Origin of the sequence: Pseudomonas sp. LS.1a, assembly GCF_022533585.1 — a bacterium.
GTDB lineage: Bacteria > Pseudomonadota > Gammaproteobacteria > Pseudomonadales > Pseudomonadaceae > Aquipseudomonas.
On the sequence record NZ_CP092827.1, the window covers coordinates 1617471 to 1639218 of the forward strand.

Genomic DNA, 21748 nt, shown 5'->3' on the forward strand with positions numbered 1-21748 from the left:
TGTACGACACAATTTCGCGTCATGCCCAAAGCATTCGCGCGCAAATCCCACAGGATAAATTGGCCCGAAACAAATGTAGGAGCGAGCTTCGCTCGCGATGCGCCGCGCGGGCGGCGCTCGATCTAACAGGCGCCAAATATCTCACGCCCCCCAGCGGCCATCACCCATTCAAATGCGGGGCCTGTCATACCCGCCATAGGGTCAACAAAGACAAACGCCTACAATCCAAGTAAAGTGCCGCCCCCGCCGTTTTCAGCAAAAGGATCCCTTCCATGACACACCCTTTGGACATCGCCGTCGTCGGCGCCACCGGCAGCGTCGGTGAAGCCCTGGTGCAGATCCTCGAAGAGCTGGATTTCCCGGTCGCCACCCTGCACCTGCTGGCCAGCATGGAATCGGCGGGCAGCAGCGTGATGTTCGCCGGCAAGAAGCTGAAGGTGCGCGAAGTGGACAGCTTCGACTTCGCCCAGGTCAAGCTGGCCTTCTTCGCCGCAGGCGCCGCCGTCAGCCGCAGCTTTGCCAGCAAGGCGCTGCAGGCGGGCTGCACGGTCATCGACCTGTCCGCTGGCCTGGACGACGCCCTGGCCCTGGTGCCTGAAGCCAACGCCGAACGCCTGGCTGGCCTGGCATTGCCCGCCCGCATCGTCAGCCCGTGCTCGGCTGCGGTTGCCCTGGCCGTGGCGCTGGCACCGCTCAAGGGGCTGCTGGATATCGAACGGGTGCAGGTAATGGCCGCGCTGGCGGTGTCCGCGCAAGGCCGTGATGCGGTCAACGAACTGGCCCGGCAAACCGCCGAGCTGCTCAATGCCCGACCGCTGGAGCCGCGCTTCTTCGACCGCCAGGTGGCGTTCAACCTGTTGGCCCAGGTCGGCACCGCCGATGAGCACGGCCACACGGCGCTGGAGCACCGCCTGGTCAGCGAACTGCGTGTGCTGCTGGGCCTGCCTGAGCTGAAGATTTCCGTGAGCTGCGTTCAAGTCCCGGTGTTTTTTGGCGATAGCTTCAGTGTGGCGGTGCAGAGCCGTCGCCCGGTAGACCTGGATGCGGTCAACCAGGCCCTCGAGGCGGCCGACAGCGTCGAGCTGGTGGCGCGCGATGATTATCCGACCCCGGTTGGCGACGCAGTGGGCCAAGACGTGGTCTATGTTGGTCGTGTACGGCACGGTGTTGATGAAGACCAGCAGCTCAACCTCTGGCTGACCACCGACAACGTACGAAAAGGCGCCGCGCTCAATGCCGTGCAAGTGGCGCAATTGTTGATTAAACACATGCCGTAAAAGATACTGGCGAGCACTTTTGTCCTGCTCCGCATGCAGGTTTCAGGACGCTTCATACAAGGGAAGAGGTCATGCTTCGAATTCGCAAACTGGTTCTGGCCATGGCTGCAGCATCGGCGCTGTCGTCGGGCATGGCGAATGCCCTGGGCCTGGGGGAGCTGACTCTCAAGTCGGCACAGAATCAGCCGCTGGACGCCGAGATCGAGCTGCTCGACGTGCGCGACCTCACCGCCGCCGAAGTGGCGCCGAGCCTGGCGCCGCCGGAAGAGTTCAGCAAGGCCGGGGTGGCGCTGCCGACTTACCTCGAAGACCTCACCTTCACACCGGTGATCAACCCCAACGGCAAGAGCGTGCTGCGGGTTACCTCCAGCCAGCCGCTGCCGGGGCCGGTGGTAAAGTTCCTGGTCCAGGTGATGTGGCCGCAGGGGCGCCTGCTGCGTGACTACAGTGTGCTGCTCGACCAGGCCAAGGCCCAGGGCGACAAGCCGGCGGCTGGCAACGTCGCGCCGGCGGTGACCGGTGCCGGCAGCTATACCACCCAGCGCCGTGACACCTTGTGGCAGATTGCCGCGCGCAACACCCAGGGTGGCTCGATCCAGCAGACCATGATCGCGATCCAGGCGCTGAACCCGGACGCCTTCATCGGCAACAACATCAACCAGCTGAAGGTTGGCCAGGTGCTGCGCCTGCCCGACCAGCAGCAGATCCAGAATATCCCGCAGGGCGAGGCGACCGCTGAGGTGGCCGAGCAGTATGCCGCCTGGCGTGAAGGCCGCCGCCTGGGGCCGCGGGCCCGCCAGTTGGACGCCACCCGTCGCGGGGCGGCCGAGGCAGCGCCTGCGCGTATCGCCCAGGGCGACAACCTGCGCCTGGTCAGCCCGGGCAACCAGGCCGGTGCCGACCAGGCCAAGGCCCTCAGCGACAAACTGGCGGTGGCCCAGGAAAGCCTGGACACCAGCCGTCGCGACAACGAAGAACTCAAGAGCCGCATGGCCGATCTGCAGAGCCAGCTGGACAAGCTGCAGCGTCTGATCGAGCTGAAGAACAACCAGCTGGCCCGCCTTGAAGCCCAGGGTGCGGCTGCCCCGGTCCAGCCGGTGGTCAAGCCTGCGCCCGCTGCCGTCGATAGCGCACCCAAGCCGGTGCCAGCCGCCGAGGTTGCACCTGCCGGCAGCGTGGTCGACGAAATCATGGGCAACCCGCTGTTGCTTGGGCTGATCGCCGGTAGTGCCTTCCTCGTGCTGCTGCTTCTGCTGTTGTTGCTGGCGCGCAAGCGCAAGGCTCAGCAGGAGGCTGAAAAGCACCTGCGCATGGCGCGGGCGCTCGAAGAAGAGCAAGGCGCAGGCTTCGACAGCGATAGCGCAAGCCTCGATGGGGTCGAGGTCTCGGCCCCGAGTGTGACCCTGTCGCCGGCCGTGGTCGCTGCTTCGGTTGCCGCTGCAGCCGCCGCGGAAAAACCGGCGGCACCCGCCGTCGAAGCGCAGCCTGAAGCGCAAGCCGACCCCCACGCCGCGCTGTTGGCGGAGGTCGAGCAATGCGTGGCCGAAGGCCGCCTGAACCGCGCTACCGACCTGCTGGAGCCTGCCGTTGCCGCCGCGCCACAGCGTGACGATCTGCGCCTGAAACTGATGGACGTGTACGCCCGCCAGGGTGACCAGAGCGCGTTCGTCGAGCAGGAGCGCAAGCTGCCTGCCAGCGAGCAGAACAGCGCAGCGGTTGCCGGGCTGAAAGAGCGCTACCCGGCCATGCTTGGCCTGGCCGCAGCCGGCTTGGGTGCGGCGGCCCTGGCTGCCGAGATGGATGAGCAGTACGTGCAGGAACTGCTGCTGGATCAGCCTGAAACGCCCGTGGTTGCCGAGGCGGCGCCCGAGGAACTGCCGGCGTTCGAGCCAGAGGCCGTCGCGCAGGCCGAACCTGAGGCCGTGCTCGAGCCTGAGTTTGAATTGGATGCTGAGCTGGATGCCTTCGACGAAGCGCCGACCCTCGATGCGCCAGGCCTGGACGAGCAGGGCCTGGACAGTGCCTTCGACCTGAGCCTGGGTGAAGACCTGCCTGACGAAGACCCGCTGGCAGCGCCGCTGCTGGACGAACCGGTGACGCAGCAACCTGTACTCGACGAGCCGGTACTGGATGAGCCCATGCTGGAGGCGGCTCAGCCGGAAGAAGAGCCGTTTGCCGTGGATGCCGAGCTACAGGCCGATGCCGACGCCGATTTCGAGGCCATGCTGGCCCAGGCCGAGCCACAGCCTGCTGTGGATCTGTCCGATTTCGACCTCGATATCAGCGAACCGGTTGCCCCGGCCGCCCCGACTGCGGTCAACGAAACCCCGGTGGATGTCGCTGCCGAGCTGGCTGCCTTCGACAGCGAACCAGCGTTCGATCCGCTTTCCGAGTTCGACCTGCCATCCGACTTCGACCTGTCGTTGTCGCTGGAAGACGATTCGCCGGCGGCCAAGAGCTTTGCCTCGGAACTGGACGACGTCAACGCCGAACTGGACAAGCTGTCGCAGAGCCTCGAGTCGCCGTCGCTGGAGCCACACTTCACCAGCGAAGACGCGGCTGCCCAGCCCGAGCCTGAGCCACTGGACGACCTGGACTTCGACTTCTTCTCCGGCAGCGACGAAGTGGCCACCAAGCTTGACCTGGCTCGTGCCTATATCGACATGGGCGACAACCAGGGTGCGCGCGACATCCTCGATGAAGTGGTCAAGGATGGCGACGACAGCCAGCGCCAGGAAGCCGAGGACATGCTCTCCCGGTTGGTCTGAAAGTTGGAGCCAATATTGGCTCCAGCGCGGTCATTGTGGGAGCGGCCTTGTGTCGCGAAAGGGCCGCAAAGCGGCCCCAGGATTTCAGTCATACCGCCGATATCGCCGGGGCCGCTTTGCGGCCCTATCGCGACACAAGGCCGCTCCCACAGCCCTACACGGCTGCCGTTGTCGTTATAATCCCCGCCATTCCGTACACCCCCACAGGTTTCATGCTCTTGGACATCATCGACACCGCCGCCGAGTCCGCGGCCGAAGGCTACTCCCGCATCGCCCTGGGCGTGGAATACAAAGGCGCGCGCTACCGCGGCTGGCAGCGCCAGGCCAGTGGCGTGCCCAGTGTCCAGCAGGCCCTGGAACAGGCGCTGTCCAAGGTGGCCAACGAGCCGATCTCGGTCATCTGCGCCGGGCGCACCGACGCCGGTGTGCATGGCTGCGGGCAGATCGTGCACTTCGACACCCGCGCCGTGCGCGACGAACGCGCCTGGACCATGGGCACCAACTTCAACCTGCCCCATGACATCAGCGTGGTCTGGTCGCGGCCGATGCCGGCCGACTTCCATGCCCGTTTCAAGGCCTGCGCCCGGCGTTACCGCTACGTCATCTACAACGACCCGATCCGCCCGGCGCACCTGGCCGAGGAAGTCACCTGGAACCACCGACCGCTGGATGTCGAGCGCATGGCCGAAGCCGCGCAGTTTCTGCTCGGTACCCATGACTTCAGTGCCTTCCGCGCCAGCCAGTGCCAGGCCAAATCGCCGATCAAGCACATCTATCACCTGCGCGTCACCCGCCATGGCCAGATGATCGTGCTGGACGTGCGCGCCACGGCCTTCCTGCACCACATGGTGCGTAACATTGCCGGTGTACTGATGACCATTGGTGCCGGCGAGCGCCCGGTCACCTGGGCGCGTGAGGTGCTGGAGGGGCGCAACCGCCGCGAAGGCGGGGTCACGGCGCACCCGTACGGTCTCTACCTGGTGCAGGTGGAGTACCCCGAGGAGTACGCGTTGCCCAAGCGTTACATCGGCCCACACTTTTTGACCGGCTACGAGGCATTGGCAGACTGACGGGCGAAAAGTCATTTGCTAACATCCGGCCTTTCACCGTAACAAGCAGGGTTCGCTGTCCATGAGCAATGTTCGCAGCAAGATCTGCGGGATTACCCGTATCGAAGACGCACTTGCCGCTGCTGAAGCGGGTGCCGATGCCATCGGCCTGGTCTTCTATGCCAAGAGCCCGCGCGCCGTGGACGTGCGCCAGGCGCGCGCGATCATCGCCGAGCTGCCGCCGTTCGTGACCACGGTCGGGCTGTTCGTCAACGCCTCGCGTTGCGAGCTGAACGAGATCCTCGAAGTGGTTCCGCTGGACCTGCTACAGTTCCACGGCGACGAAGCCCCGCAGGACTGCGAAGGCTACCACCGCCCCTGGATCAAGGCCCTGCGCGTGCGCCCGGGCGACGACCTGGAGGCGGCCTGCCAGCTTTACGCCGGTGCCCGCGGCATCCTGCTGGACACCTATGTGCCGGGTGTGCCCGGAGGCACCGGTGAAGCGTTCGACTGGTCGCTGGTGCCGGCGCGCCTGAGCAAGCCGATCATTCTGGCGGGCGGGCTGTCTGCCGACAACGTTGGCCAGGCCATCGCCCAGGTGCGGCCGTACGCAGTGGATGTCAGTGGCGGCGTGGAGCAAGCCAAGGGCATCAAGGACGCGGCGAAGATCGAGGCCTTCATGCGTGCGGTGAAACAGGCGTGATGGCAGATGTGACGGCTGGCTGCGCGCCATCGTCCATAGCTTTCGCAGCCCTGCGGGGCAGCCGCCCGAGCCTGTGGCGGCAGAACAATACATTAGCGGTGGGGTGGCGCGCTGGAAGTCCCGGCGGCCGGTCCATCATCGTTTCATAAAAGATTTTGAGCTCAAGGGCAGGGCAGGGCCGGCGACACCGGCCCATGCCTGCCAATACTGGAGAAAGAAAGCATGAGCAACTGGTTAGTCGACAAACTGATCCCTTCGATCATGCGTTCCGAGGTGAAGAAGAGCTCGGTGCCTGAAGGCCTGTGGCACAAGTGCCCGGCCTGCGAGGCCGTGCTGTATCGTCCGGAGCTGGAAAAGACCCTGGATGTCTGCCCCAAGTGCAACCACCACATGCGCATCGGCGCACGTGCGCGCATCGACATCTTCCTCGACGCCGATGGCCGTGCCGAACTGGGCGCCGACCTGGAGCCGGTCGACCGCCTGAAGTTCCGTGATGGCAAGAAGTACAAGGACCGCCTGACTGCCGCGCAGAAGCAGACCGGCGAGAAGGACGCCCTGATCTCCATGAGCGGCACCTTGATGGGTATGCCGATCGTGGTCAGCGCCTTCGAGTTCTCGTTCATGGGCGGCTCCATGGGCGCCATCGTCGGCGAGCGCTTCGTGCGCGCGGCCAACTACGCCCTGGAGCACCGCTGCCCGATGGTGTGCTTCTCCGCCTCTGGCGGTGCGCGCATGCAGGAAGCGTTGATCTCGCTGATGCAGATGGCCAAGACCTCGGCTGTGCTGGCACGCCTGCGCGAAGAAGGCATCCCGTTCATCTCGGTACTGACCGACCCGGTGTACGGTGGTGTTTCCGCCAGCCTGGCCATGCTCGGTGACGTGATCGTTGGCGAGCCGAAGGCACTGATCGGCTTCGCCGGCCCGCGCGTGATCGAGCAGACCGTGCGCGAAAAGCTGCCGGAAGGCTTCCAGCGCAGCGAGTTCCTGCTGGAACACGGCGCCATCGACCTGATCATCGCCCGTGGCGAACTGCGCCCGCGTCTGGCCCGTCTGCTGGCGCAGATGACCGGCCAGGAAACCCCGGAGCAAGCGCGTGAGGCGGCTGCCGTCGCGTGATGAAACAACGATCCCTGGGCGAATGGCTCGCCTACCTCGAGCAGTTGCACCCCTCGGCCATCGACATGGGCCTGGAGCGGTCGCAGAAGGTGCTTGCCCGGCTGGCGCTGGGCAAGCTGGCGCAGCGCGTGGTGACGGTGACCGGCACCAACGGCAAGGGCTCGACCTGCGCCTTCGTGGCCTCGCTACTGCAAGCCCAGGGGCTCAAGGTGGGCGTGTACAGCTCGCCGCACCTGTTGCGTTACAACGAGCGGGTGCTGATCGACGGCCAGGAAGCCAGCGATGAGCGCCTGTGCGAAGCCTTCGCCGCCGTCGAGGCGGCGCGGGGCGAAATTTCCCTGACCTATTTCGAGATGGGCACCCTGGCTGCGTTCTGGTTGTTCTACCAGTCGCAACTGGATGCCGTGGTACTGGAAGTGGGTCTTGGTGGCCGTCTGGACACCGTGAACGTGGTGGATGCCGACCTGGCTCTGGTGACCAGCATCGGTGTCGACCATGTCGATTACCTGGGGGATACCCGCGAGTTGGTGGCCTTCGAGAAGGCCGGCATCTTCCGTCAGGGCAAGCCGGCACTGTGCGGTGACCTGGATCCGCCTCAGCCGCTGCTGGACAAGGCTGCCGAACTGGCTGCGCCGCTGTTCCTGCGTGGGCGTGACTTCGACCTGGCCAGTGCCGATGGCCACTGGAGCTGGCGGGGTACTGCGGCCGATGGTGCGCAGGTAGAGCTGCATGACCTGCCTTTGCTCGACCTGCCCATGGAAAACGCCACGCTGGCCCTGCAGGCCTACCTGCTGATGGGCCTGCCCTGGGACGCCGGGCAGATTCGCCAGGCGCTGCTGGATACGCGCATCACTGGCCGCCTCGACCGTCGCCTGCTGAGCTGGCAGGGCAAGCCGGTGGAGCTGTTGCTGGATGTCGGGCACAACCCGCATGCTGCAGAGTACCTGGCCCGGCGCCTGGCGGCCCGGCCGCTCAAGGGGCGCCGCCTGGCGGTGTTCGGGCTGCTCGCCGACAAGGACCTGGGTGGCGTTGTCGCGCCGCTGCAGGGCCTGGTCGACGATTGGGCGGTAGCGCCACTGGATACCCCGCGCAGCCGCCCGGCTGCGGAACTGGTCACGGCCTTGACGAACGTCGGCGCAGCGGTGAAGTCTTATGCCAGCGTCGGCGCCGCCCTTGAAGGGCAATGCGCGCAGGCGACGGCGGATGACCAGATCTTGCTGTTCGGTTCGTTTTTCTGTGTTGCCCAGGCGCTGGAATGGCTGGAGCGGCACGCCCAGGAGGGTGGAGTAGATGGCAGTGCTGGATAAAGGGATGAAACAGCGCATGGTGGGTGCGTTGGTGCTGGTGGCGCTGGCGGTTATCTTCCTGCCGATGCTGTTCACCCGCGAGGACGAGATGCGCCAGGTGCACGTCGAGGCCCCGCAGGCACCGGCCATGCCAAACTTGCCGGAAGTGAAGGTGGAGCCGGTCGCCGTGCCGGAACCGCAGGCTATTCCGGCTGAGCCGCAACAGCCACCGGTGGTGGTGGACGAGTCCACGGCACCGGCGAGCACGCCCAGCCAGCCGATTACACCGTCGCCGCAGACCCAGCCCCAGGTACAAGTGCAGCCCCAGCCGGCCAAGCCGCAGGCGCCCGTGGCCAAGGTCGAGCCTCAGCCGGCAGCCAAGCCGGCCGCGCCAGCGGCGCCGTCGAAGATCGATGTCAATGGCCTGCCGGTCAGCTGGGCGATCCAGTTGGCCAGCCTGTCCAACCGTGCCGGGGCCGAAAAGCTCCAGCAAACGTTGCGTAGCCAGGGTTACAACGCCTATATCCGCTCGGCGGGTGGCATGAACCGGGTGTACGTCGGGCCGCTGATCGAGCGCGCCGAGGCCGAGCGCGTGCGTGACGCCATCAACCGCCAGAACAGCCTCAAGGGCTTCGTGGTGCGCTTCCAGCCTGAACGCAGCTGATACCCCCGGGGCGGCTTTGCCGCCCATTCGCGGGTAAACCCGCTCCCACAAGAATCGTGTAAGCCCGGGTGGCGCTAATCACCTGACATTCCGCTTACCCAAGCCCCCGTCGCTCTGGTAAAATGCGCCGCCTCAAACGTATGCAGGCAGCACCGTGGCATTTACCTTGGTTGATTGGGCGATCATCGCGATCATCGCCGTCTCCACACTGATCAGTCTCAAGCGCGGCTTCGTCAAGGAAGCCTTGTCTTTGCTCATCTGGATCATTGCCGGTGCGGTTGCCTGGATGTTCGGTGGTTCGCTCTCGGTGTATCTTGAAAGCTACATCCAGACGCCGTCGATGCGCGTCATCGCCGGCTGCGCCATTCTTTTCGTCGCCACCTTGCTGGTGGGGGCCATGATCAACTTCCTCATCGGCGAGCTGATCCGCGTGACCGGGCTGTCCGGCACCGATCGTTTCCTGGGCATGGCCTTCGGTGCTGCGCGCGGGGCCTTGCTGGTGGTGGTGGCCATCGGGCTGATCAGCCTGGGGCCGGTTCAACAAGACACCTGGTGGCAGGAATCACGCCTGATACCACAATTTCTCTTGGTCGCCGACTGGTCGAAAAACCTGATCCTGGGTTTTACTGGCCAGTGGACACCCAGTGGGCTGATCGGCACTCCGGCTGATCTTCCGTTCAAGGAACAGTTGCTCGGGCCGGCAAAGCCCTGAGCGCTATTCACTCAAGTTTCGTCAAAGTAGGGGTTGCGTCGCATGTGTGGCATCGTCGGTATCGTCGGTAAGTCGAACGTCAATCAGGCGCTGTATGACGCGCTTACGGTCCTCCAGCACCGCGGCCAGGACGCTGCCGGTATCGTGACCAGCCATGACGGCCGGTTGTTCCTGCGCAAGGATAATGGCCTGGTGCGCGACGTGTTCCAGCAGCGCCACATGCAGCGCCTGGTGGGCAGCATCGGCATTGGCCACGTGCGCTACCCGACCGCGGGCAGCTCGACCTCGGCCGAGGCCCAGCCGTTCTACGTCAACTCGCCCTACGGCATCACCCTGGCGCACAACGGCAACCTGACCAACGTCGAGCAGTTGGCCAAGGAGATCTACGAGTCCGACCTGCGCCACGTCAACACCAACTCCGACTCGGAAGTGCTGCTGAACGTGTTCGCCCATGAGCTGGCCGTGCGTGGCAAGCTGCAGCCGACCGAAGAAGACGTGTTCGCCGCGGTTTCCCATGTGCACAGCCGCTGCGTTGGCGGTTATGCCGTGGTGGCGATGATCACCGGCTACGGCATCGTCGGCTTCCGTGACCCCAACGGCATCCGCCCGGTGGTGTTCGGCCAGCGTCACACCGACGAAGGCGTGGAATACATGATCGCCTCGGAAAGCGTGGCGCTGGACGTGCTCGGCTTCACCCTGATCCGCGACCTGGCGCCGGGCGAAGCGGTGTACATCACCGAGGAAGGCCAGCTGTACACCAAGCAGTGCGCCGAAGCACCGAAGCTGCAACCGTGCATCTTCGAACATGTCTACCTGGCCCGCCCGGACTCGATCATGGATGGCGTGTCGGTGTACAAGGCCCGTCTGCGCATGGGTGAAAAACTGGCCGACAAGATCATGCGCGAGCGCCCTGAGCACGACATCGACGTGGTCATCCCGATCCCGGACACCAGCCGCACCGCGGCCCTGGAACTGGCCAACCGCCTGGGCGTGAAGTTCCGCGAAGGTTTCGTCAAGAACCGCTACATCGGTCGTACCTTCATCATGCCCGGCCAGGCCGCGCGCAAGAAATCGGTACGCCAGAAGCTCAACGCCATCGAGCTGGAGTTCCGTGGCAAGAACGTGATGCTGGTGGACGACTCGATCGTGCGCGGCACCACCTGCAAGCAGATCATCCAGATGGCCCGCGAAGCCGGCGCCAAGAACGTCTACTTCTGCTCGGCAGCCCCTGCGGTACGCTACCCCAACGTCTACGGCATCGACATGCCGAGTGTTCACGAACTGATCGCCCACAACCGTACCACCGAACAAGTGGCCGAGTTGATTGGCGCCGACTGGCTGGTCTACCAGGACCTGCCGGACCTGATCGACTCGGTCGGTGGCGGCAAGATCAAGATCGACCACTTCGATTGCGCGGTATTCAACGGTGAGTACGTCACCGGTGATATCGACGAAGCCTACCTCGACCGCATCGAGCAGGCGCGTAACGACCTGGCCAAGGTCAAGAACCAGGCGGTCAGCGCGATCATCGACCTCTACAACAACTGATTTCGGGAGCGACGGCATGACGGATCAATGGGATGCCGGCCGACTGGACAGTGACCTCGAGGGTGTCGGTTTCGACACCCTGGCGGTGCGCGCCGGTCAAAACCGTACACCGGAGGCCGAGCACAGCGAAGCGCTGTTCCTGACCTCCAGCTATGTGTTCCGTACGGCTGCCGACGCGGCCGCACGCTTTGCTGGCGAAACACCGGGCAACGTCTATTCGCGCTACACCAACCCGTCGGTGCGTGCCTTCGAGGAACGCCTGGCGGCCATGGAAGGCGCCGAGCAGGCCGTAGGTACCTCCACCGGCATGGCGGCAATCCTCGCCGTGGTGATGTCGCTGTGCAGTGCCGGTGACCATGTGCTGGTGTCGCAGAGCGTGTTCGGCTCGACCATCAGCCTGTTCGAGAAGTACTTCAAGCGCTTTGGCGTGCAGGTGGACTACGTGCCACTGGTCGACCTCGCGGGCTGGGAAAAGGCCATCAAGGCCAACACCAAGCTGCTGATCGTCGAATCACCATCCAACCCGCTGGCCGAGCTGGTCGATATCACCGCCCTCAGCGAAATCGCCCATGCCCACGGTGCGATGCTGGTAGTGGACAACTGCTTCAGCACCCCGGCGCTGCAGCAGCCGCTGAAGCTGGGTGCCGACATCGTGTTCCACTCGGCCACCAAGTTCATCGACGGCCAGGGCCGCTGCATGGGTGGCGTGGTTGCCGGCCGTGCCGAGCAGATGAAAGAAGTGGTGGGCTTCCTGCGTACCGCAGGCCCGACCCTCAGCCCTTTCAACGCCTGGATCTTCACCAAGGGCCTGGAAACCCTGCGCCTGCGCATGCGTGCGCACTGCGAAAGCGCCCAGGTGCTGGCCGAATGGCTGGAGCAGCAGGAGGGCGTGGAGAAGGTGCATTACGCCGGCCTGCCGAGCCACCCGCAGCACGAACTGGCCAAGCGCCAGATGAGTGGCTTTGGTGCGGTGGTCAGCTTCGAGGTCAAGGGTGGCAAAGAAGGCGCCTGGCGCTTCATCGACGCTACCCGGGTGATTTCCATCACCACCAACCTGGGTGACAGCAAGACCACCATCGCCCACCCGGCCACCACCTCCCACGGCCGCCTGACGCCGCAGGAGCGTGAAGCCGCGGGTATCCGCGACAGCCTGATCCGCGTTGCCGTGGGCCTGGAAGACGTGGCCGACCTGCAGGCCGACCTGGCGCGCGGGTTGGCGGCCCTGTGATCGAAATTGGCGGCAGTACGCCCGGCCACAACGGCCGGGTAGCCCTGGTGACCGGTGCCGCGCGCGGCATCGGCCTGGGCATTGCCGCCTGGTTGATCTGCGAAGGCTGGCAGGTAGTGCTCAGCGACCTCGACCGCCAGCGCGGCGCCAAGGCGGCCAAGGCCCTGGGTGACAATGCCTGGTTCATCACCATGGACGTTGCCGACGAGGCCCAGGTCAGCGCCGGGGTGTCCGAGGTGCTGGGGCAGTTTGGCCGCCTGGACGCGCTGGTGTGCAATGCGGCCATTGCCAACCCGCACAACCAGACCCTGGAAAGCCTCAGCCTGGCGCAGTGGAGCCGGGTGCTGGCAGTCAACCTCAATGGCCCGATGTTGCTGGCCAAGCACTGTGCGCCGTACCTGCGGGCTCACAATGGGGCGATCGTCAATCTCACCTCCACCCGGGCGCGGCAGTCCGAGCCCGATACCGAGGCCTACGCGGCGAGCAAGGGCGGCCTGGTGGCTTTGACCCATGCTCTGGCCATGAGCCTGGGCCCGGAGATCCGCGTCAATGCGGTGAGCCCGGGCTGGATCGATGCCCGTGACCCGTCGCAGCGACGTGCCGAGCCGTTGACCGAGGCCGACCACGCCCAGCACCCGACGGGCAGGGTAGGGACGGTGGAGGACGTGGCGGCCATGGTCGCCTGGCTGCTGTCTCGGCAAGCGGCGTTCGTTACCGGCCAGGAGTTCGTGGTTGACGGCGGCATGACCCGCAAGATGATCTACACCTGAGCATTTTGCATATCCTGTACCGGCCCTTTCGCGGGTAAACCCGCTCCCACAGGTGCAACACAGTTATCAAAACCTGTGCAGTACCTGTGGGAGCGGGTTTACCCGCGAAGAGGCCGGCACAGGCAACCGCACCGCTTTTGGTTTTTTTGAAAAAAATCCAACGGGGCTATTGACTTAGCTTCGCCACCTGCGTAAATTTCGCGGCCTCAGCGAAGCAAACGCAACAAGCAACATCGCGAGGGTGATTAGCTCAGCCGGGAGAGCATCTGCCTTACAAGCAGAGGGTCGGCGGTTCGATCCCGTCATCACCCACCACTTCCTGAGATGTTCCTGGTGCATCAGGTTTCGCAAGAAGCCGATAGCCAGAGAGGAACGCACTGCGCAGCGGTAGTTCAGTCGGTTAGAATACCGGCCTGTCACGCCGGGGGTCGCGGGTTCGAGTCCCGTCCGCTGCGCCATTTTTCAGTAACAGATGGGTGCCTGGCACCGGTCTGAAGCATCAGGGCAAAATGCCCTGGGCTGACCCAGTTTCAATCGGGCGCAAGCCTGAACGATACGCAGCGGTAGTTCAGTCGGTTAGAATACCGGCCTGTCACGCCGGGGGTCGCGGGTTCGAGTCCCGTCCGCTGCGCCATCTTCGTTTCAAGGTCCCATGAACACCTTGAAGCAAACACAAGAGAAGCGATCATGTTATCGCTTTTTTTGTGCCTGTCCTGAGGCCGCCGCGCCGGAAGGGTAGACCCAGGTTTCAATCGGGCGCAAGCCTGAATGATACGCAGCGGTAGTTCAGTCGGTTAGAATACCGGCCTGTCACGCCGGGGGTCGCGGGTTCGAGTCCCGTCCGCTGCGCCATCTTCGCCTCGAGGCCCCTTGAACGCCTCGAAGCCACGGGAAAGCGACCTTAGGGTCGCTTTTTTCGTTTTTGCGCCTGGCAATTGCCGCCCTTGACCCGGATTTACACGAACCTGACAGACTCTTCACCGATCAACGGTTCCTGTGCCTGCCTGCTGTGTTGCACAATAGGCACTTTCTCGACTTACCCGGAATTCGCAATGACCAGATCTTCCGTCTTTGGTGCGCTCGGGCTGGCCCTGGTGCTGGCGGGCGTGGCCGGTTGTTCCTCGAAAAAAGCTGCTGTCTACGAGCACGAGAACTTCGATGACTCGGGTACCTTCTCGCGCAGCTTCCCGGTGAGCGATGCCGGCTCCTGCGAGGCCGCCCGGCGTGCCTTGCTCAGCCAGGGCTACATCATCACCAGCAGCGGTGCCAACCAGGTGGTAGGCAACAAGAGCTTCCAGCAGAACAGCGAGAACCACCTGCAGATCAGCTTCAACGTCACCTGTGCACCCGATGTGAGCGACGCGCAGCGCTCGACCATGTTCGCCAACGCCTTGCAGGACCGCTACGCCCTGAAAAAGTCCAACACCTCCGCCAGCCTGGGCGTGGGTGTACTGGGGTCGGTGTCGATGCCGATCGGCTCCAGCGACGACTCGATGGTCAAGGTGGCCAGCGAGACGGTGACGGCGGCGCAGTTCTATGACCGCTATTTCGCCCTGGTGGAGAGCTACCTGCCAAAGCCCAAGCCGACGCAGGAGAGCAAGGCCAAGGTCGAGGAGCCCGCGCCGAAGGCCGAAGCGCCGGCGGCTGCCCTGGGGTTACCGGAGCAGGCTGCGGTGGCACCGGCCCCGGTAGCGGCGCCTTTGGTTGACGCGGCGCCAGCTCCGTCCGCCGTTGCCCCGACCAGCGAGGCGGTAGCCGCACCGGTGGCGGACGACAGCCAGGGCTCGCAGCCGGTGGCGCCGCCAGCGGAGTCGGCGCCAATCGAGGTCCAGCAGGAAGCCCAGCCTGCCGAGGCTGCATCGCCCGCTCTCTGATTTTTTGCCTGTGCCGGCCTCTTCGCGGGCTTGCCCGCTCCCACAGGTACTGCGCAGGTTTCGAAACCTGTAGAGGTCCTGTGGGAGCGGCTGGTACAGGCCGGACACATTCCTTGTTACAGACACCTGGCGAAAACTTCCTGAACACCTGCTACGTTAACCACTCATAAGCTTGTCATCATTCCGTCACTCCACCTGCTTAGGTTGAAGGCGACACTGATAAAGATCATGAGATGAGAGGACGCAGGGCGATGGACGAATACCAGGAAGAACTTCTCGAATTCCAGGCTTATGAACTGGACACTCCGGAACCGGCTGACGACGCTACCGAGCTCTAGCCCACCCGCCGCTGGCTGCGGCGAAACTCCCCCGGTGTGAGGCCCGTCCAGCGCTTGAAGGCGCGCTGGAAGGCCTCGGCCGAAGCAAACCCCAGCAGATAGGCAATCTCGCCAAAGGCCAGCTCCGTATCGCGGATGTAGGTCTCGGCCAGGTCGCGCCGTGTTTCGCTGAGCAGGTCACGATAGCGCGTGCCTTCCTCGGCCAGTTTGCGGCGCAAGGTCCAGGTCGGCAGTTGCAGGTGCAGCGCCACTTCTTCCAGGTCCGGTTCACGGCCGCCATTAAGCAACGGCCCCAGCAGGTGGGTGATGCGCTCACCCAGGCTGCGCACCCGCGTGCGCTGCAGCATTTCCGCCTCGCACAGCTGCAGCAGGTGCTGCCAGGTGCTTGGGCAGTGCCTGGGGTTGGCCAGCTGCAGCGTGGCGCGGCTCAGGCGCAGCTGGTTGCCGTCGGCCGCGAACTGCACGGGCGTGCTGGACAAGGGCTGGTAGCGCGCGGCATAGGCGGGCGTGGCAAACTCGATATCCAGGCGTTCGGCCTGCACCGGTGTACCGGCAAGGTCGGCAAGCTGGGCCAGCCAGCCGGCGAGTAGCGAATCCACCACGAATCGGTTGTAGGCGTTGTATGGGCTGATGGAGTAGAAGCGGAGCCAGGCGCCTTGGGCATCTTCCTGAAAACTGGAGTGGCCGCGGTAGTTGGCGGCGTACAGTGGCTCGAAGCGCAACAGGGTGCGTGCCGCCTCGCCCAGGGTCGGCGCCTGGGCGGCGGTGACCCCGGCCAGGCCGGCATGCGCCAGGCGGCTCAGACGCCCCATGTGCAAGCCCAGTGCGGCCTCGCCACACAGCTCGATGGCAGCGTGACCCAGGTGCATGTAGCGCGGAATCGACAAGCGCGCGCCAGCTTCGCCCAGGCGCGCCGCATCCAGGCCATAGCGGCGCAGCAGCGGCTCGGGGTCATGGCCCAGTTCGCGCAGGGCCTCGGTCAGCGGCTGGACAAAACCAACCGACAGGTCGCCCAGGCGCACGCGGGGGCGGGCCATGGGCTTACAGCCACAGGTTCAGCAGGCGGGCGCCAGGGCTGGGGGTACCCGCCAGCAATTCACCCGCGTGGTGGGCAAAGCCCTGGCCGTCGCTGCCCTGTTCCCAGAACTGCCCACGCATGAACACGCTCATGCTGCTGACGCCAGCCCCGGCGGCTTCGGTCAGGCGTTGCCAGGCGGCTTGTTCGCTGACTTCGCCGCGCTGCAAGGCCAGCCCGGCGCTGGCATCCTGGTGGCGATTGCCGCGCCAGGGCGCTTGCCAGCTGCCCTTGCCGCTGAGGAATACCGGGTTGGCGATCAGTTGTACCGCCTGTTGTGCCAGTTGCTGGTGGTTTTCCGGGTACCAGCTGTCACTGCCCACCAGCACGCCCAGGCGCCCGGCAGGGGTTTGCAATACCTGCAGCGGGTGCTGGCGGCCATCGTGCACATAACGGCGCATTTCGCTGTCGGGGAACTGCTGGCGTTGCGGCTGGCCCAGCAACGAGCCGTCGCCGGCGAACACCACGCTGCTGTTGAACAGCGGGCCGCTGCCGGCATGCAGCACGCCCTGTTTCACATAAGGGGCGGGTAGCACGATGGAGCCAGCCACCAAGGTGACATTGAATTCCTTGGCCAGGCCGCCGAACAGTTGCTGGTAGTCCGCGGCCATCTGCTCGGCCTTCATGCGCAGGTGCGCGTCGGCGCGCCAGTCGTCGCCGTCGGCACCGAGCATGGCCAGGCCATAGCGCAGCGGGTTGCTCAGCTCCAGCCATTGCAGGGCTTCGCGGCTTTGCGTGACCTGGTACAGCTCGTTCTTTTCCCCGCGTGCCCACAGCCAGGTGCCGATGTGCTCCGGTAGCACCACCACCGTGCGCGGGCCTACCAGCCCTTGGGTGCGGGCTTGCTCCAGGTAGGCCGCGAGCTTGCGGTGCAGGCGCTGCAGGTTCTGGTAGTCGCCCGGGAACAGCAGCGGTTCGACGCCAAGCAGGTTGCCGTGCTCGCCCGGCACGCCATGGTTCAGCGCCAGTTCGATGCGCAGGTCGGACAGATAGTGGCCTTCCGGGCGCTGCTGGGTCCAGAAACCGTAGCCACACAGTGCGGCGGCCATCACCAGTGCCAGGGTGCTTGCCAGGAGTTTTCGCATCAAACTTCAGCTTTTACCTAAAAATGAACTGGCCATGCAGGGCATCAAGGGCAAAGTGCGGCCTTATTCATCAGCTTTGGAATCCTTGGTGCACTGCTTTTGCATAATCGTGTTTGATCATACCAAAGCTACCGGGTGCTTATGAGTATTCTCTGCTGACAAGACCTGGTGTCACGGCCGACACATCAGGCGCTGGCGTTCGTAGTTAACCGCCTTGTCCCGTTCTGGCAGGCTGAAAGGCGCTGCACACTGGTGCTCACCCCATTTGATTGTCAGGCTACCCTGGTCCTGTTCGAGCAGCACCAACGCCTTGCCGCTCGGGTCGGAAATCGCCAGCTGCTTGCCTTCGGCGTCCTCGACGGAGGCGCCGAACGGTATCGACTGGCCGTGCTCGTCGAGCAGTTCAAATTGTACCCGGCGCCCACTCTTGCCGGTGTAGCGGGCAAGCACCACGGCGCCGCGGCGAGGCACCAGCTGTTGGGTGGCGTTTTCGATTTCGATGTCGCCCCCCAGGTCGCGGGTGTCCAGGCTGACCCAGTTGACCCTGTAGGGCTGAGCGTTGGGGATCACCGCATAGCCATTGCGCCCGGTTTCCACTCCGCTGAAACTGCTGATCTTCGCACCCTTCACACCCGGCACTTCGGCCAGGGCGAAGGTTTCGCTGAGCGTCTGGCCGAGGTTGATGCCGCCTTGGTGGGCAACCACGGCGCCGGCAACGTTCAGGTTCTGCGAGTCGTAGCCGCGCCCCTGGCTATAGCCCAGGCTGATGTCGGCGACCGAGGTGCGGGTGTTCAGGTTGGCCGAGGCCGAGCTGCCACTGGTGCGGCTGTGACCACCCTGGATCGAGTAGAAGGTGTCACTGCTCTCCGACAGGTAGCCGTTGATGCCGGCCTGGGTGGTGTCGTTGCCCTTCTGCGTGCTGGCGGTGACGAACGCCCGCGGTGCACGGTCGCGGCTGCCGATCGGGAACGACACCGACAGGTTGAACTGGGTATCCTGCCCCGAAGGGCCTGAGGTTCCCAGCTCCTTGGTGCGGCTGACGTCAAGGTTGTAGGAGATATCGCCCCAGTTGTTGCTGTAGCCGGCGGACAGGCTCTGCGAACCGCCGCGGTTCCAGTAGCGCTGGTCGGTGGCCGTCAGATACAGGCTGCCGAGTGCGCGGTCGCGGCCCAGGCTCTGGTTGATGGTCAGGTCGGTGCGGGTCTTGGAGTTGCCGCTGCGCTTGATCGCGTCGGTGCTCAGGTCCTCGATATGCTGGGTGAGGGTGCGGAAGCCCTCGGTTGAATAGCGGTAGGCGGCCAAGGTGAAGTTGGTGTCGGTGCCGGTGAATGTCTTGGCGTATAGCGCCCGCAGGCTGTTGCCCTGGGTGGTCTGGCCCTGGGCTTTGCTCGAGGAATGGGTGACATCGAGCGAAAAGGCGCCCAGCAGCGTGTTCAGGCCGCTGCCCACGGCCAGCGCCTTGTAGTCGTCGGTGGCTTGCAGGCCAACGACGCCGGTCACGGTGTTGGTGAGGCCGTAGGCCAACATCGTGCTGAGCATCTGCGGCGTGGCCAGGCCTTCGGTGTTGCTGTTGTAGCGTCCGGCGGACAGGCTGTACTTGACCTGGCCGCCACGGACCATGAGCGGCAGACTGGAGAACGCCTGCACGCTGACCCGTCGGCGGCCGTCGGCCTCGATGATGGTGATTTCCAGGTCGCCGTTGGAGCCGCTGGGGTAAATGTCGCTGATCTCGAACGGGCCGGGCGGTACGTTGGCAGTGTAGAGCAGGTAGCTGTTCTGGCGGATCTCGACTCTGGCGCTGGTCTGGGCCACGCCCCGCACCACCGGCGCGTACCCGCGCTCGCTGTCGGCGCGCATGCCTTCGTCCGAAGCCAGCTTCAGGCCCCGGTAGCGCACGCTGTCGAACAGGTCGCTGTCGCTGAAGATGTCGCCGGCGCTGAACTGGCCCTTGAGTGCAGTTACGTCGTGCTGCACGTAGCTGCGGTTGCTCTTGAAGCTGTCCGGCCGCCCGGTGCCGCTGCTGAAGTTTGACTCGTTGCGCAAGCGCCAGCCGCCCAGGTTGATGCCGTTGCGCAGGCTCAGGTTGTTGTTGATGCGGGTGTCGGCATCACCGGCGCTGCGGCTGGTGTTGAATTGGTAGTTGATGAACGCCGCAGGCACCCCTGCGTCCCACAGTTGCGGGTCGACGTAGCCGCGCAGACCGCGCTTCATGGCGACCTGCGGGATGCTGGCGGACAGGCGCAGGTGACCCGAGTCATAGCTCAGGCTGGCCTGGTCGATCAGCGTCGGCAGGTCGTGGCAGGCCTGCGCGGTATCCAGGCGCCCCTGTGCCTTGAGCTTGTCCATGTCTATGCCCAACTGCTCGAGCAGTTCCAGGGTCAGGCACGGTTCCACGCGCCCGGTCTGGAGGTTGCGGTTGAAATCGATGTCGCGCCGGCCCACCAGTACCTCGTTGCTGTACAGGTCTACCCGATAATTGCCCGGCAGCACGCTGTTGGCCGACAGCAGTAACTGCAGGTCGACCGCCGATTGCGCACCCTGCAGGAAGGTGGTGTTGAAGCCCAGCAGCTGGGGATCGTCCTGCGCCGTCGAGAGGCCGGGCAGCGCGCAGCAGAGCACCAATGACAGGGCGTTGAGCTTCCAGGCCGGAGGAGGCGTGCCGCCATGGAGCGCGCGCGCGCCTGCATCGGCACCGTCTACGGAGCGGGGGGCGATGGACAGAGACATACTAGGAACCTAATTCATGTCCCGGCGCGGGCTGGGCACGGGGAGGCCGCACGCGACCGGGGCGCGCGAGGTGGGCGCTACGTTTTCACAAGGTGATGGCGGGTTCGGCAGGCTTGGCACTACCCGGCTGGGCAGGGGTCAGCAGCACGGAATATCCATGCTGGGCGCCATAGTCGTTGATGCTCTTGAACGTGAGCGTCAGCGGGCCGTCCGGCAGGGAAAGTGCCGAGCTGAATGTCTTTTGTTCGCCGGGGGCGATCATGCTCGAATCGGCGCTGAACACGGTCTGTTTTCCGCGTTTGAGTTCGATGTCGGCCATCGACACGTGATACAGGCCTGGGTTGTTCACGGTCAGTTGGGCCTTCCCGGCGTGCTGGGTCAATTGCCAGACCAGTTGTTCCGGTGCCAGCAGGGCATTACCGGGCAAGTTGGCCGGGCGGAAGAAAATCTTGATGCGTTGGCGCACTGCCAACTGCAAGGTATTGGCCTTGGTACTGGCTTGCGGGATTTCCTGGACATTGAGCCAGACCACGGATTCGCGATCGGTCGGCAGACCCTGGCCTTCATAGAGAATGCGCAGTAGTTGTTCCTGCTTGGGCAATACTCTGGCCAACGGAGGGGTGATGGCGAACGGCGCCTGCGCGCTGTCGCCGGCATCAACCCACGACTGCACCAGGACTTCCTGATTGCCGTTGCGCACGATGACATTGGCTTCCTTGTGAGCACCGTCAAACACGACGCGGGTGGCGCTCAGGGAGATGCTGGCAGTTGCCTGGGCGGCGACGAGCATGCCCAGCAACCCGAGAACGGGATACAGAGAACGACGCAACATGGTTGGGTACCTTGCGGGACGAAGAAGTGGCGAGGCTGATCAGCCTCGCGCATGGAGAAGCTGTGAAGTGATTACTCGTACTGCAGGATGAACGGCAGGGTGGCATCACCGCGACCGGCGGTGGCGGTGCCGGCGGCGCCGGTGGTCACGTAGGCTGCAGAGAAGCTCAGGGTAGCGTCGCCGCCCTCGGCGCCGGTGCCATGCACCTCGCTCTGGATCTTGGCGGTGGCGGCCGAGCTCAGGTCGATCAGGTTGCCGTTGGGGTCGAGCAGGGCGATACCGACGTTGGCTGCAGTGCCGGTGCCCTTGGTCAGGGCCAGGACCTTCTTGCCGGTCACCAGGCCCGAGCCTCCGCTATTGGCATCGAAGACCATCGCCACCTTGGTGCCGACGTTGCAGTTGACGTTGAGGTTGAAGTCCTTGCCGGTCACGCGGCCTGCCGTTGGGTTCTCGGCGGTGCCCATGTCTTTGATCGAGACGGTACCCATATCCACGGCGATCACGCGGTCGGCGTTGGCGCCGTCGACCGAGCAGGCGTCATTGTTGATCACGCCGGTAAAGGAAATCTTGCCGCTGCCACCTTTTACTGGCCCGGTGGGATCGGCGGCCAGAACGCCGGCCGAAGCAGTGATAAGCGAGAGGGTCAGTGCGGCCAGGGAGAATTTATTCATATTGATGTCCACATGAAAGTGAGTA

17 protein-coding genes and 4 tRNA genes are annotated in these 21748 nt (G+C 64.6%); 16 read left to right on the plus strand and 5 right to left on the minus strand.

The genetic code is table 11. The features are described from left to right. Positions 1-272: 272 nt before the first annotated feature. From MKK04_RS07510 to MKK04_RS07585, 16 genes are all read left to right on the plus strand, one after another. The gene (locus MKK04_RS07510; RefSeq protein ID WP_241106421.1) at positions 273-1277 is read left to right on the plus strand and encodes an aspartate-semialdehyde dehydrogenase; all 1005 of its coding nucleotides are present in this window, start codon (positions 273-275) and stop codon (positions 1275-1277) included. A gap of 71 nt (positions 1278-1348) precedes the next feature. Beyond that, entirely contained in the window at positions 1349-4045 is a 2697-nt protein-coding gene (locus tag MKK04_RS07515) for a FimV/HubP family polar landmark protein (RefSeq protein WP_233694412.1), read from the plus strand. A 212-nt stretch (positions 4046-4257) separates the two neighbouring features. Next, positions 4258-5115 (plus strand): tRNA pseudouridine(38-40) synthase TruA, encoded by an 858-nt coding sequence (gene truA / locus MKK04_RS07520; RefSeq protein ID WP_063913798.1) that lies wholly within the window; start codon positions 4258-4260, stop codon positions 5113-5115. A gap of 61 nt (positions 5116-5176) precedes the next feature. Beyond that, positions 5177-5797 carry a phosphoribosylanthranilate isomerase gene (locus MKK04_RS07525; protein WP_207832170.1) on the plus strand — a complete coding sequence of 207 codons (621 nt, stop codon included), beginning with the start codon at positions 5177-5179 and terminating at the stop codon, positions 5795-5797. A gap of 222 nt (positions 5798-6019) precedes the next feature. Next, positions 6020-6913, plus strand: coding sequence for an acetyl-CoA carboxylase, carboxyltransferase subunit beta (gene accD, locus MKK04_RS07530; RefSeq protein ID WP_063913799.1), 894 nt, complete (start codon positions 6020-6022; stop codon positions 6911-6913). Next, entirely contained in the window at positions 6913-8220 is a 1308-nt protein-coding gene (gene folC / locus MKK04_RS07535) for a bifunctional tetrahydrofolate synthase/dihydrofolate synthase (RefSeq protein WP_207832168.1), read from the plus strand. Before accD ends, folC begins: the two co-directional genes overlap by 1 nt. Further along, positions 8204-8863: an SPOR domain-containing protein gene (locus MKK04_RS07540; RefSeq protein ID WP_207832166.1), complete on the plus strand. Its 660-nt coding sequence runs from the start codon at positions 8204-8206 to the stop codon at positions 8861-8863. The genes folC and MKK04_RS07540 overlap by 17 nt, the downstream gene beginning before the upstream one ends. 154 nt (positions 8864-9017) lie before the next feature. Further along, positions 9018-9575, plus strand: coding sequence for a CvpA family protein (locus tag MKK04_RS07545; RefSeq protein WP_013971612.1), 558 nt, complete (start codon positions 9018-9020; stop codon positions 9573-9575). Between the two features lie 42 nt (positions 9576-9617). Next, positions 9618-11123, plus strand: a complete 1506-nt coding sequence (purF, locus tag MKK04_RS07550) for an amidophosphoribosyltransferase (RefSeq protein WP_085625289.1) — start codon at positions 9618-9620, stop codon at positions 11121-11123. A 16-nt stretch (positions 11124-11139) separates the two neighbouring features. Then, a complete protein-coding gene (locus MKK04_RS07555; protein WP_025338247.1) occupies positions 11140-12351 on the plus strand; it encodes an O-succinylhomoserine sulfhydrylase in 1212 nt (403 codons plus the stop codon). After that, positions 12348-13121 carry an SDR family oxidoreductase gene (locus tag MKK04_RS07560; protein WP_241106422.1) on the plus strand — a complete coding sequence of 258 codons (774 nt, stop codon included), beginning with the start codon at positions 12348-12350 and terminating at the stop codon, positions 13119-13121. The genes MKK04_RS07555 and MKK04_RS07560 overlap by 4 nt, the downstream gene beginning before the upstream one ends. Positions 13122-13360: 239 nt before the next feature. Next, positions 13361-13436: transfer RNA gene (locus MKK04_RS07565), tRNA-Val, on the plus strand. Positions 13437-13502: 66 nt separating this feature from the next. After that, positions 13503-13579: transfer RNA gene (locus MKK04_RS07570), tRNA-Asp, on the plus strand. 99 nt (positions 13580-13678) lie between these two features. Further along, positions 13679-13755: transfer RNA gene (locus MKK04_RS07575), tRNA-Asp, on the plus strand. Positions 13756-13896: 141 nt separating this feature from the next. Then, positions 13897-13973: transfer RNA gene (locus tag MKK04_RS07580), tRNA-Asp, on the plus strand. Positions 13974-14173: 200 nt separating this feature from the next. Next, the gene (locus tag MKK04_RS07585; protein WP_207832164.1) at positions 14174-14995 is read left to right on the plus strand and encodes a DUF2242 domain-containing protein; all 822 of its coding nucleotides are present in this window, start codon (positions 14174-14176) and stop codon (positions 14993-14995) included. Positions 14996-15329: 334 nt separating this feature from the next. On the opposite strand, the gene MKK04_RS07590 is transcribed toward MKK04_RS07585, so the two are convergent. The 5 genes from MKK04_RS07590 to MKK04_RS07610 form a co-directional block, all read right to left on the minus strand. Then, positions 15330-16370: an AraC family transcriptional regulator gene (locus tag MKK04_RS07590; protein ID WP_241106423.1), complete on the minus strand. Its 1041-nt coding sequence runs from the start codon at positions 16368-16370 to the stop codon at positions 15330-15332. Positions 16371-16374: 4 nt separating this feature from the next. Continuing rightward, positions 16375-17493: a nitrilase-related carbon-nitrogen hydrolase gene (locus MKK04_RS07595; protein ID WP_207832161.1), complete on the minus strand. Its 1119-nt coding sequence runs from the start codon at positions 17491-17493 to the stop codon at positions 16375-16377. 171 nt (positions 17494-17664) lie between these two features. Beyond that, positions 17665-20220 carry a fimbria/pilus outer membrane usher protein gene (locus tag MKK04_RS07600; protein ID WP_241106424.1) on the minus strand — a complete coding sequence of 852 codons (2556 nt, stop codon included), beginning with the start codon at positions 20218-20220 and terminating at the stop codon, positions 17665-17667. Positions 20221-20305: 85 nt separating this feature from the next. After that, a complete protein-coding gene (locus MKK04_RS07605; RefSeq protein ID WP_207832156.1) occupies positions 20306-21052 on the minus strand; it encodes a fimbrial biogenesis chaperone in 747 nt (248 codons plus the stop codon). A gap of 71 nt (positions 21053-21123) precedes the next feature. Next, the gene (locus MKK04_RS07610; RefSeq protein ID WP_063913808.1) at positions 21124-21723 is read right to left on the minus strand and encodes a fimbrial protein; all 600 of its coding nucleotides are present in this window, start codon (positions 21721-21723) and stop codon (positions 21124-21126) included. Positions 21724-21748: the final 25 nt, after the last annotated feature.